General features: G+C 66.4%; 10 protein-coding genes. 2 read left to right on the top strand and 8 right to left on the bottom strand.

All coding sequences use genetic code 11. The annotated features are described in order from the left end of the window. Positions 1-13 precede the first annotated feature (13 nt). Positions 14-1,123, top strand: a complete 1,110-nt coding sequence (hemH, locus tag BLW02_RS07375; RefSeq protein ID WP_092697715.1) for a ferrochelatase — start codon at positions 14-16, stop codon at positions 1,121-1,123. 86 nt (positions 1,124-1,209) lie between these two features. After that, the gene (locus BLW02_RS07370) at positions 1,210-3,675 is read left to right on the top strand and encodes a Lon protease family protein (protein ID WP_092697714.1); all 2,466 of its coding nucleotides are present in this window, start codon (positions 1,210-1,212) and stop codon (positions 3,673-3,675) included. Positions 3,676-3,774: 99 nt separating this feature from the next. Here BLW02_RS07370 and BLW02_RS07365 read toward each other — a convergent pair whose 3' ends face one another. The 8 genes from BLW02_RS07365 to BLW02_RS07330 form a co-directional block, all read right to left on the bottom strand. Then, positions 3,775-4,638: an alpha/beta fold hydrolase gene (locus BLW02_RS07365; RefSeq protein ID WP_092697713.1), complete on the bottom strand. Its 864-nt coding sequence runs from the start codon at positions 4,636-4,638 to the stop codon at positions 3,775-3,777. 37 nt (positions 4,639-4,675) lie between these two features. Beyond that, on the bottom strand, positions 4,676-4,909 hold the full coding sequence (locus tag BLW02_RS07360) for a hypothetical protein (protein ID WP_244273643.1): 234 nt from the start codon (positions 4,907-4,909) through the stop codon (positions 4,676-4,678). A 125-nt stretch (positions 4,910-5,034) separates the two neighbouring features. Next, positions 5,035-7,224: a 3-hydroxybutyrate oligomer hydrolase family protein gene (locus tag BLW02_RS07355; protein ID WP_244273642.1), complete on the bottom strand. Its 2,190-nt coding sequence runs from the start codon at positions 7,222-7,224 to the stop codon at positions 5,035-5,037. A 35-nt stretch (positions 7,225-7,259) separates the two neighbouring features. Further along, positions 7,260-8,327 carry a branched-chain amino acid ABC transporter permease gene (locus tag BLW02_RS07350; RefSeq protein ID WP_092697712.1) on the bottom strand — a complete coding sequence of 356 codons (1,068 nt, stop codon included), beginning with the start codon at positions 8,325-8,327 and terminating at the stop codon, positions 7,260-7,262. Positions 8,328-8,342: 15 nt separating this feature from the next. After that, positions 8,343-9,323, bottom strand: coding sequence for a branched-chain amino acid ABC transporter permease (locus tag BLW02_RS07345; protein ID WP_092697711.1), 981 nt, complete (start codon positions 9,321-9,323; stop codon positions 8,343-8,345). A 91-nt stretch (positions 9,324-9,414) separates the two neighbouring features. Further along, the gene (locus tag BLW02_RS07340; protein WP_244273641.1) at positions 9,415-10,224 is read right to left on the bottom strand and encodes an ABC transporter ATP-binding protein; all 810 of its coding nucleotides are present in this window, start codon (positions 10,222-10,224) and stop codon (positions 9,415-9,417) included. Then, positions 10,221-10,997 carry an ABC transporter ATP-binding protein gene (locus BLW02_RS07335; RefSeq protein ID WP_092697710.1) on the bottom strand — a complete coding sequence of 259 codons (777 nt, stop codon included), beginning with the start codon at positions 10,995-10,997 and terminating at the stop codon, positions 10,221-10,223. Before BLW02_RS07335 ends, BLW02_RS07340 begins: the two co-directional genes overlap by 4 nt. 119 nt (positions 10,998-11,116) lie before the next feature. Next, positions 11,117-12,301 carry a substrate-binding domain-containing protein gene (locus BLW02_RS07330; RefSeq protein WP_092697709.1) on the bottom strand — a complete coding sequence of 395 codons (1,185 nt, stop codon included), beginning with the start codon at positions 12,299-12,301 and terminating at the stop codon, positions 11,117-11,119. Positions 12,302-12,379 lie beyond the last annotated feature (78 nt).

Raw genomic sequence — 12,379 nt, 5'->3', positions numbered from 1 at the left:
GTGAAAATGCCGCATGCCTTTTCAAACCGAACCACCCTTTCACCACGGCCAGGCCGAACGCACCGCCGTGCTGCTGTGCAACCTGGGAACCCCCGACGAGCCTACGGCCCCTGCCGTGCGGCGCTATCTGGCCGATTTCCTGGGTGACCAGCGCGTGGTCGAAATCCCCAAGCTGGCCTGGTGGCCCATCCTGCACGGCATCATCCTGCGCACGCGCCCGGCCAAGTCTGCCGCCAAATATGCCAGCATCTGGACCCCCGAGGGCTCGCCCCTGGCGGTATGGACCGCCAAGCAGGCCACGCTGTTGCGCGGCTGGCTGGGCCAGGCCGGGCACAGCGTGCTGGTGCGCCATGCCATGCGCTACGGCAGCCCCTCCATCGCCAGCCAGCTCGATGCCCTCAAGGCCGAGGGCGCCACCCGCATCCTGATCCTGCCGCTGTACCCGCAATACTCGGGTACCACCACCGCCAGCGTGTTCGACGCCGTGTACAGCTGGGCCGCCCGCACGCGCAGCGTGCCCGAGCTGCGCTTTGTGAACCGCTACCACGACCACCCCGGCTACATCGACGCCCTGGCCCGCACCATCGAAACCCACTGGAAACACCACGGCCAGCCCGACCAGCTGGTGATGAGCTTTCATGGCGTGCCCGAGCGCACGCTGCACCTGGGCGACCCCTACCACTGCGAAAGCCTCAAGACCGGCCGCCTGCTGGCCGAACGCCTGGGCCTGCGCAAGGACCACTACCAGATCACCTTCCAGTCGCGCTTTGGCAAGGCCAAGTGGCTCACGCCCTACACCCAGCCCACCGTCGAGGCGCTGGGCAAGGCGGGCACCCGGCGCGTGGATGTGGTGTGCCCCGGCTTCACCAGCGACTGCCTGGAAACACTGGAAGAAATCAACATGGAAGTGCGCGAGGCCTTTTTGCACCACGGCGGCCAGGAGTTTCACTACATCCCCTGCCTGAACGACAGCACCCACTGGATCACCGCGCTGAGCCAGGTGGCCCAGCAGCACCTGGCCGGCTGGCCCACCAGCGTGCCCGATGCCGCTGCGCTGGCCGATGCGCGCGCCAAGGCGCTGGCAGGCGGTGCACCTGCGGGGGTTTGCCCTGTGGCGCACTGACTATTATTTTCATAGCTACCAGCACCTATCCATCAAGCGCCAGAGACTATTGGAGTCCAATATCCACGGCGCCACCGCCATCTCCCATGCCCGCCATTGCCCTTGAACCCCATCAGCTGCGGCTGACCATCGCACCCGAATCGCTGGGCTTTGCCAGCACCGCCGAGCTGCAGGACCTGCCCCTGCCCTGGATCGGGCAGGAGCGCGCCCAGGCCGCCACCCAGTTTGGCTTGGGCCTGCAGCAGCCCGACTATCACCTGTTCGTGCTGGGTGAGGCGGGCAGCGGGCGCACTTCGCTGCTGCGCCAGGCCACGCAGGCCGCGGCAGCCCGGCGTGCCGTGCCACCCGACCTGTGCTACCTGCACAATTTCGACGCGCCCGAGCGCCCCCGCGCCCTGCGCCTGCCCGCTGGCCAGGGGCGCCAGTTGCGCGTGGCCCTGCTGGAGATGGCCAGGATGCTGCAGACCGACATCCCCAAGCGCCTGGCCAGCCCCGATTGCAAGGCCGAGGCCGAAACCATCCACAAAGTCTGGCAAAAGCAAGAAGCCAGCGCCTTTGCCACGCTTGACGCTTTCGCCGAGGCCCGCCACTTCCGGCTGTCGCGCGAAGGGGGCCAGCTGGTCTTCACCCTCACGGGCGACAAGGGCCACCCGCTGACCGAAAACGAGGCCCTGGCCCTGCCACGCGAGCGCCGCGCCGAAATCGATGCCGCCGAACAGGCCTTGCGCGCCGAGATTGCCCGCTTCCTGGACACCATGCGCCCGCTGGAACGCGCCCGCGACGAGGCCCTGGCCACCTTGCGCCGCCAGGCCATCGAGCCGTTGCTCGAACATGCGGTGCAGGACATCCGCCAGGGCCTCAAAAAACAGATCAAGGACACCGCCAAGCTGGGCCAGTGGCTCGACCAGGTGACACGCGAAGTGCTGGCGCGGCTGGCACTGTTCGAAGCCGGCGATGCCGACGACGATGCCGAGGACGAGCGCAAGGCACATCTGGCCGAGCTGCTGGCCCGCTGCCAGGTGAACCTGGCGGTCGATAACGACGGCCGCGACGGCGCACCCGTGATCGTGGAGGACAACCCCCAGATGCGCAGCCTGTTTGGCGCCATCGACCTGCAGACCGACACCGACCCGCCGCACGCCGATTTTTCGAGCATTCGCGCTGGCAGCTTGCTCAAGGCCCATGGCGGCTTCATCGTGCTGCACCTGCGCGACCTGGTGGAAGACGAAGGCCTGTGGCCGCGGCTGCGCCGGTTTCTGCGCTGCAGCCGCCTGCAGATCGACGAGGGCAGCGCCGCAGCGCACGGCCCCACGGCGCCGATTGCGCTGCAGCCCGAAGCGGTGGACGTGGATGTGAAGATCGTGCTGATCGGCTCGGTCGAGGAGTACTACGCCCTGCAGGAGGCCGACCCCGACACTGCGCGCCGGTTTCGCGTGAAGGTGGACTTTGCCGAGCGCTTTGCCGCCAGCCCCGCCACGCGCCACGCCACGGCCATCTTTGTGGCCCACAGCTGCCAAAAGCGCGGCCTGCCCCACTTTGCCCCCGATGCCGTGGCGCGCCTGCTGGAACAGACCCACCGCGAGGCCGACGACCAGAGCCGCCAGAGCGCGCTGTTTGCCAACACCGAAGCGCTGGTGATCGAGAGTGCCGCGCTGTGCCGCTCGCGCGGCGGCACGCTGGTGCAGGCGCCCGATGTGGACGCCGCGCTGCAGGCCCACGCCCTGCGCCACAACTACCCCGAAGAGCAGCTGCACGAGTCCATCGCCGAGGGCGAGCGCCTGATCACGCTGCACGGCACCGTGGTGGGCCAGGTCAACGCCATGACGCAGGTCGATCTGGGCGACTACCGCTTTGGATTCCCCGTGCGCATCACGGCACGCACTTTTGCCGGGCACGAGGGCCTGCTCAACATCGAACGCGAAGTCGATATGTCGGGCCCCATCCACGACAAGGGCGTGCTGATCCTGCACAGCTACCTGACCGCCCTGTTCAGCCATGTGGCGCCGCTGGCGCTCAACGCGTCCATCGTTTTCGAGCAGGAATACAGCGGCGTAGAGGGCGACTCGGCCTCGTGCGCCGAGCTGTATGCGCTGCTGTCCAGCCTGTCGGGCCTGCCGCTGCGCCAGGGCATTGCCGTGACCGGCGCCCTCAACCAGCACGGCGAAGTGCTGCCCGTGGGCGGCATCAACGAAAAGATCGAGGGCTGGTTCCACGCCTGCGCAGCGGCCGGGCTCGATGGCACCCAGGGCGTGCTGATCCCCGCCCGCAACCTGCGCCACCTGATGCTGAGCCGCGCCATTGTGGAGGCGGTGGAGCGCGGCCTGTTCCATGTCCATACCGTGGGCCATGTGAGCGAAGGGATTGCGCTGCTGACAGGCGAGGCTTCGGGCATGGTGCCGGGCGTATTGCCAGAACGGGCCGCCGATGTCGAGGGCACGGTGCTCAGCCGGGCCGAGCAAACCCTGCGCGCCTTCCGGCGTGCCTGCCAGAGCGCAGGGCATACCAGGCGGGGTCGGGTCATGCGCGGCGCCATGCCCGGGCAGGGCCACTGAGCCACCGCTGCGCTGGCACAAGAGCGGGCCAGGGCCTGCCTGTCAAAACCGCCCACCCGCCGGAGCCTGCCGGCAGCACAGACCCTGAGGTTCGTGAATTCAGGCGCCCGACAAGAACCCGTCCACCAGGGCGAAGTGCGCCGGCACGTTCAGCGCCGGCGCATGCCCGCAGCCGGGCACCTCCACCACGCGCACCAGGCCCCTGGCCCCCGGGCCACGCGTGAGCATCTCGGCGGTGGTCTCGGGAAGCACCAGGTCCGAATCGGCACCACGCAGGCACAACACCGGAATGTCGAGCGCATCGTAGTGCTCCCAGATCAGGTAGTCGTTGGCGTGGTGCGTGAACTGCTGCACCATGGCCGGGTCGTAGTGCGGCGTCACGCGGCCATCGGGCAGGCGGCGCGTGCTGCTTTCGGTCAGCCGCCGCCATTGCGCATCGCTGAGCCAGCCATAGGGTTGGTACACCTGCCGGAAAAATGACTCCAGCTCCATCACGGTGTCAAACGCGGGCGGCTGGCCTGCGTAGGCCTTGATGCGCTCCAGCGCCGCATCGGCCAGGCGCGGTGCGTTGTCGTTGAGCAGCAGGCGGGTGATGCGGCCCTTGAGCTGCGGCTCGAACAGGCCCGACGCGCACACCGTGCCAATGGCGCCGCCCATGGAGGTGCCGATCCAGTGCGCCTGGCGGATGCCCAGCTGGTCGAACAGGTCTGCGGCGATGCGGGCATAGAACGACAGGCGGTATTCGTCCTGCGGCGCGCGCGCCCACTGGCTCAGACCCCGGCCGATGGTGTCGGGGCAGATCACCCGGTAGCGCGGCGCCAGGTGCCGCGCCAGTTCATCCATGTCACGCCCCGTGCGCGCCAGGCCATGCCATGCGATCACGGCGGGTGCATCGGGGGCTCCCCATTCGGTGGCGTGGATTTCGTAACCGGCACAACGCAGGTAGCGCGAAGAGAACAGCATGGTGGTCAGCCTGGAGAAAAACAGCGGGGCCCCGCGCCTACAGCATCAGACAGCCGTGGATGCCGATCACCGTGGCCCCGACACAGCGCGACCCCACCCGGTTGGTGGGCGAATGGCGGATGCCCGGGCCCGGCGCATTCTGCTGGCCGGCACGCTGAACCAGCTCGGTGGGAGCCACCACCGAGCTGTTGTACAGCTGCGCGCCGCCGCCTTGTTCGCGGTAGCGCTGGATGAAGGCTGCAGCCGGTTTGTGGATGGCGATCAGGGTCACGATGCTTCGGATTTCGCTGCGAAAGTAGTTGCATGTTCGGCCAGGGGCAAGAACCCGCCATGCCCCGAGCGGGTCGTGAAAATGCGTTCACGCTCCAGGGGCATGGCGGATGGCCTCGCAGGCGCTCAGTTGGGCACGCTCAGCGATGTACCGGCAAACCCGATCTGATTCGCCACCACGGGCGCCGCCACAAAGGGCGGCACATTGCTGGCCGTGATGGCCGGCGCTGCACCGGGATTGCCACCGCGTGGCGTGGTACGCACCACCTGGCTGGCGGGCAAGGCGGTGCCCGATTTCAGGTGCGCATACATCGCGTCCATGGCCTGGTTGAAGTAAGGGTGCAGCGGCACGAAGCGCGTATCAAACCCGGAAAACGGCAGGAAGGCGTCGAAATGCTGGCCGTTCGTCACCTCGATGTAGCGCAGCTTGCTGTCGGCACCTTCCACCACCTTGTTGTAGGCGGCATAGGCACGCGCGTTGTTGTTGACCGGCACCAGGGCGTCGCTGCGGCCGCTGACGATGATGGTGGGCTTGCCGCGCAGGTTGCCGTTGAGCACCACCTCGGCGATGCCGGCGCGCACGGCGTCGCTCTGCGCCTTGGTGGGCATGGTGGTGGCCGTGAGCGCCGTGCCGCTGACCGGATCGGTGCCCGTGACCAGCGCGCGCTGGCACAGGGCGTTATCCAGGCCGAAGTCAGCCACGCCGGTCGAGGGCGAAATGGCGAATTGCCAGGCCTTGGCACCGCCCACCGAGTCGTTGTAGACCACGGTGGCCGGTGTGCCGTTGGCGGTGCCATTGGCCGTGGCAAAGCTCTGTGCCAACGCCGCAGGTGCCACCGCAACCGGCACGCCCGTAGCGGCATTCACAGCCGCAAAGCTGGTATTGCAGACATTGGCCTCGACCGGGAAACGCCCATAGCTCACCGGGTACATGGCCGACAGGATGGGGCCGTTGCCCAATGCATAGTGGGCGTTGTGCATCTGGTCGTTGTCGGGCGTCCAGCCAAAGGCGCGCAGCTTGTTGAGCGCATCCAGCGAACGGGCCGCCGTGTCGGCGCCACTGACCAGCCCCTTGGCCGCCAGGCCATCGCAGCGTGCCGTGGCCCGGGCTGTCATGCTCACCAGCTGGATGTAATTGAAGATCGAGGTTTCAGCCATGGCCGCACCGGCCGCCAGCGCTGCGCAGGGCTGGTAGATGTTGCCGTAGGTCGTGTAATCGGCCAGCGTCTTGCCGTAGCCCGTGACGGCCGCACCGCCGAACTGGATGCCGTAGCCGCTGGCGGTGGGCATTTCGGTCACGGGCTCGGAGGCCACCACACCGTCGATCAGCCCACCGCTGTCTTTTTCGGCCGCGCCCAGCGAGGCTGCACCGCCGTTGGATGCCGAGCCGGCGATCACGATCGTGTTTTCGGGCGTGAACGGCACCGGGTTGGCAACCGTGCCATAGCGATCGTTCAGCACAAACATCGCATAGCGGCCCGCCGCCAGCGTGTCGTTGCCCCAGTCTTTTTCCGGATTCTGCTGCGAGTGCACCTGCTTGAGGGCCAGCCGGTTCGGGAACAGGGCGTTGTAGGCGGCCCGGGCCGCATCGGTGATATTGGCGGCAAAGAAATTGAGGGTGCCGGCCGCCGTGCGGGTGGCGCGCGTGCCATCGATCTTGTGCACGGTGTCATCCATCATGTCGTACAGGCCCACGCCCTTGCCAGCATCGGTCAACGCCACGGCACAACCCTTCTTGAGGCCCCATTCACCGGCCGTTCCAATGGCGCCATACACCCCGCGCGAGCCCGACGATGCGCCCAGCACCACGCAGGGGCTGGCCTGGTTGAAGCTGTCGGGCACCTGCACGGCAATCACCGTGCGCTTGCGGCCCGAGCCATCGTCGAGCACAGCCACGTATTCGCGGCCCGGAATCAGGCCTTCACTGGTGGTGACGGCACCGGCCGCAGTGACGTTGGGGCCGTACAGCGTGCCGTAGCCACCACCTACCGAGGGGTCGAGGATGCCGCGATAGTTGGAATACAGCGCGTTGCGGCGCAGCTCGGCCGCCGTGGGATTGGCGGAATCGGCATAGGCCGGTGCGGCCCCGCCCAGGCCGGTCTTGCCGATGCCGCCGGTCAGCAGGTCCTGGGTGGCGGCGGTGGCGCCCGTGCCCACCGTGGTCGCTGGATAGACCGTGGCACTGACCTGCGTCACGCCGGTGGGAAGTTGGTTGGTCGGGGCCGAAGACCCGCCACCGCACGCGGCCAGAACGGCCCCCGCCAACGCGGTCATGGCCACTTTCAGGGCGCGTTTGTCCTGCAGATGCACTTTCATGTTGTCTCCTTTTTTACTGCCACAGAAAAGCGCGCTCAGGCCTGGGCGCGCAGGGATCGCAGGCGCCCCACCACACCGGTGGGGAAGTAGTAAACGGACAAAACAAACAGCACGCCCAGCCACAGCAGCCAGCGGTCGGGCGAGAGCAAGGCAGACAGCCACGGCAGGCTGGTGGTGGCTTCGTGCCCCAAGCGCAGCAGGTCCTGCAGGTAGCTTTGCGCCGCCACGAACAGCACGGCACCGATGACCGAGCCGTAGATGGTGCCCATGCCGCCGATCACCACGATGAGCAGGCAATCCATCATGATCTCGAAGCTGAGCGAGGTATCGGGCCCGTTGTAGCGCAGCCAGAGCGCCAGCATGGCACCGGCCAGGGTGGCAAACAGAGCCGACAGCACACTCGATGTGGTGCGGTACACCACCACGCGGTAGCCGATGGCCTCGGCACGGAACTCGTTTTCGCGGATGGCCTGCAGCACGCGGCCGAAGGGTGAGTTGACGATGCGCAGCAGCGCCAGCACCAGGGCCACGGCGGCCACGAAAAGCAGGTAATAGCAAATCAGGCGCCCGTCGATGGTGACTCCCAGGAAGGGTTCCTCGAACGGCTCGAAGCTCGGCGAAAGGATCTCGGGCACCTTGAACGTGAGCCCGTCCTCACCGCCCGTGATGTCCGAGAGCTGCGAGGCCAGCGTCTGGAACGCAGCGGCCACGGCCAGCGTGATCATGGCGAAAAAGATGGCCCGCACGCGCAGCGAAAAGAGCCCCACGGCCAAGGACAGCAGCAGCGACAGCAGCAGCGCGCCGCCCATGCCCACGCCCAGCGCCGTCCAGGTGGGCCCCAAACGCGTGTTGGCCACAGCGATGCCGTAGGCCCCGATGCCAAAGAACATGGTGTGGGCAAAGCTCACGATGCCGGTGTAGCCCAGCAGCAGGTCGAAGCTGGCCGCCAGCACCACGAAGACCAGCACCTTGGCGGCGACATTGAGCGCCTTGACGCCCGGAAACAGGAAGGGCGCAAACGCCAGCCCCAGAAAAATGGCCACAAGCATGACCGCGAGCAGCTGGCTGCGCGGGTAGTCGCCGGAGAGAAGTCGGTTCAGCATGTGTGGTGTTCCTCTTCAACGGTTGGCGACGGGGTAAACACCCTGTGGGCGCCACAGCAGGATGACCACCATCAGCGCGATGTTGGAAAACAGCGCCACCTTGGGTACCAGGAAGCCGGTGTAGTTCGCCATGAGTCCCACCAGCAGCGCGCCAATCAGCGCGCCACCCGTGCTGCCCAGGCCGCCGATGATGATCACGATGAAGATCAGCACATTGACCTGCGCACCCATCTGCGGCACCACGCTTTGCTGGTACAGCCCCCACATCACACCGCCCAGGCCGGCCAGCGCCGAGCCCGCCACGAACACGCCCACGAACAAGCGGCGGATGCGGTAACCCAGCGCCTCGACCATCTCGCGGTCCTGCACGCCCGCACGGATCAGCAGGCCGACCTTGGTGCGCGACAGCGTCCAGGCCAGCAGCGCAAACACCATCAGCCCCACCAGCACGGCCACCACGCGGTATTTTTCGACGGCGGCATCGCCCAGCAGCCAGCTGCCGCGCATGCCCTGGGGCAACGGCAGCGGGATCTGCGCGGGGCCCCAGATGACCTTGATCAGCTCTTCACCAATGATCATGCCGCCCATGGTGATGAGGATCTGCTTGAGGTGCTGGCCGTACACCGGCCGCACGATGAAGCGCTCGAACGCCAGGCCCACGGCGCCGGCCACCGCCATGGCCACCAGCATGGCCGGCAGCACCGCCGCGAGGTTGCGCCAGAGTTCGGCCGAGCCCGTCCAGTTGCCCATGGCGCCCAGCACGCCGGTGGCCACGAAGGCGCCCAACGCAATGAACACGCCATGGCCGAAGTTCAGCACGTCCATCAGGCCGAACACCAGCGTGAGGCCCGAGGCAATGATGAAGATGATCATGCCCATGGCCAGCCCCGCCACGGTGAGCGTGAGCCAGGTGCTGGGCGAGCCGATGAAGGGCAGCACCAGCAGGGCCAGCAGCGGCACCAGCACCAGCGGCTTCCAGTCCAGCGGCCTGTTCATGCGCGGTCTCCCCTGGACATATCCGATGCTACTTTTTGGCCGGCTGATAGCGCTTTACCATCAAGCGCTGCAGGTTGTTTTGACATGCAATTCATAGCGACAACCCCAGCAGCTTGCGCTGCAGCGCCTCATCCTCGGCCAGCGCGGCCATGCTGCCCGCGTGCACCACCCGGCCGTTGTCCATCACGGCCACGGTGTCGCCCAGGCGTTGGGCAAAGTGGATGTTCTGCTCGACCAGCAAAAGGGTCACGCCGCTTTGCTTGAGCTGATCGAAGGCCTCGATCATGTTGTGGATGATGGCCGGTGCCAGCCCCTTGCTGGGCTCGTCGATGATCAGCAGGTCGCGCGGCTCGGCCATGGCGCGCGCCACGGCCACCATCTGCTTTTGTCCGCCGCTGAGCTTGCCTGCCGGGTGGTTCCAGAACTTCTCCACGGCCGGGAACAGCCGGAAGATCCACTGCAGGCGCGCCTGGTCCATCTGCGCGGCGTTGCCGGCCTTGCGCGCGGCCAGCAGCATGTTCTCCTTGACCGTGAGGTCGGCGAATATGCCCATGTTTTCGGGCACATAGGCGATGTTCAGGTGCGCGATCTGCGGCGTGTGCATGCGCGTGATGTCGCGCCCGTCAAAAGCGATCTGGCCCTGCGAGGCCTGCCACAGGCCCATGATGGTGCGCAGCGTGGTGGTCTTGCCCGCACCATTGCGGCCCAGCAGCATGGTGAGCTGGCCCCGGGGCACGATCAGATCCACGCCATGCAGGATGTGATAAGCCCCAATGTGCGTATGCACGCCTTTCAATTCAAGCAAGGCCCCTGCGCTGGCCGCTGCGCGTGCTTCACGCCCCACCAGGGGGGAACTGGCCCCAACGGACAGCCCGGTGGCAGTCATCAGAACCATGCTCATGCGGCCTCCCTGTCTGCGTCTTTTGCCACGCCCAGGTACGCCTCCTGCACCACCGGCGAGGCAATCACCTCGGCGGGCGGGCCGTCGGCCACCAGCGTGCCGTTCGTCAGCACGATGATGCGGTCGGCCAGCTCGCGCACCACGTCCATCTTGTGCTCCACCAGCAGGATGGTCTTGGTCTTGTCTTTTTTCAGCGCGCGGATCAGGTTCAGGATCACGGGCGCCTCGTCGTGGCCCATGCCGGCCGTGGGCTCGTCGAACATGTAGACCTGCGGCTCCAGTGCCATCAGCAGCGCCACTTCGAGCTTGCGCTGGTCGCCGTGCGGCAGGCTGGCCACAGGGGTGTCGCGCCGCTCCAGCATCGCCACGGACTGCAGGATGGCTTCAGCCCGCGCGGTGAGCTGGCGGTGGTCGCTCCAGATGCTCCAGAGGTTCAGGCCCCGGCGGTGGCTGCCGGCCTGCGTGGCCTGCACGGCCAGGCGCACGTTTTCCAGCACGCTCAGCCCCGGAAACAGGTTGGTGAGCTGGAACGCCCGGCCCAGCCCCGCACGCGTGCGAGCCGAAGGCGACAGGCCCGACAGAACCTGCCCGCCCAGCGTCACCCGGCCGCTGGTGGCCCGGAGCTGCCCCGAGATCAGGTTGAAGTAGGTGGTCTTGCCTGCCCCGTTGGGGCCCACGATGGCGGTGAGCGTGCCCGGCTCGAACGCGCAGGTCACGGCATTCACCGCCACATGGCCACCGAAGCGGATGGTCAGGTCATGGGTCGCCAACATCGAAGGTCGAGACTCCACAAAAATTTAAAGAAAAATCAGCCAAGGCGCTTGATGACAAAGCGCTTCAAGCTATCAAAACAGGAGTAACAGGCCCGCCGGTGCGCGACGGGCCCTGGTCGTCAGCGCTTGTTCCGGATCGGAACCTGCATCTCATCGGGCTTGATTTCGCGCACCAGCTCGGGCACGCCCCAGGCGAAGACCGGGTCCACCTTGATCTTGAAGTGGTACATGCTCTGCAGCGCCTGGTGGTCTTCCTTGCGGAAGGTCATCTTGCCCTTGGGCGTGTCAAAACTCATGCCTTCCATGGTCTTGATGAGCTTGTTGGTGTTGGTGTCACCACCTGTGACCTTGAGCGCCGTGACCAGTGCCATGGCCGAGCTGAAGCCGCCCGCAGTGAAGAAGTCTGGCGGTGTCTTGAACTCCTTGTAGTGCGCGGCCACCAGGGCCTCGTTCACCGGGTTCTTGGGGATACCGAAGTAATAGTAGGTGGCGCCTTCCATGCCGGGGAAGTTCTTGAAGCTGGCCATGGCCGGCAGGATGTTGCCACCCGTGGCGATCTCGATGCCGTAGCGCTTCAAGTCCAGGTCGGCAATCTTGAATGGGTTGCCCGCGCCGGCCCAGAGGATCCAGATGATCTTGCGGCCGGGCTGGTCCTTGAGCTTGTCGATCAGGCGCTGGGCGCCGGCGGTGAAATCGGTGGTGCTGGTGGGCAGGTATTCCTCGTGCACCAGCTTGGCATTCTTGATGGCGTCCTTGAAGGCTTTCACACCGTCGCGGCCGAAGGCATAGTCCTGCGCCAGCGTGGCAATGGTCACGCCCGGCTTGTCGATGGCCACGGCGTTCGAGATGGCGTCCTGGCTGCTGTTGCGGCCGGTGCGAAAGATGTACTTGTTCCACTTGTCGCCGGTGATGGCATCGGCCACGGCGGGCTCGACCAGCAGGATTTTCTTGTATTCCTCGGCCACGGGCAGCAGCGCCAGCGCCACACCGGAGGACGTGGGCCCCACGGCGATGTCGGCCTTGTCATCCGAATAGGCCGATGCCAGCAGGCTCTTGCCCAGGTCGGGCTTGCCCTGGTCGTCCTTCTCGATCACCACGATCTTCTTGCCATTGATGGCCATGCTGCCGCCGGTGGCGTAGTTCAGCCCCATCAGCAGGCCGGTCTGCGTCTGCTTGCCATAGGCTTCGAGCGGGCCCGTCTTGCTGTAGACATGGGCGATACGGATCTCGCCCGACTGGCTGAAAACCGGAGCCGAAAGGGTGGCGGCCAAGGCGGCCAGCGCGACCAGGGTGCGTCGTTGCATGGGGACTGTCTCCTTTGGGTTTGCCTGCACACTGCACAGTTCGTGCCAACCATCAAGGCGTTGATTTATAGGAACAAA

It is taken from the genome of Acidovorax soli (genome assembly GCF_900107605.1).
GTDB lineage: Bacteria > Pseudomonadota > Gammaproteobacteria > Burkholderiales > Burkholderiaceae_C > Acidovorax > Acidovorax soli.
The sequence above is the reverse complement of the archived record's forward strand: the minus strand, read 5'-3'. Positions and strand labels throughout refer to the sequence as shown.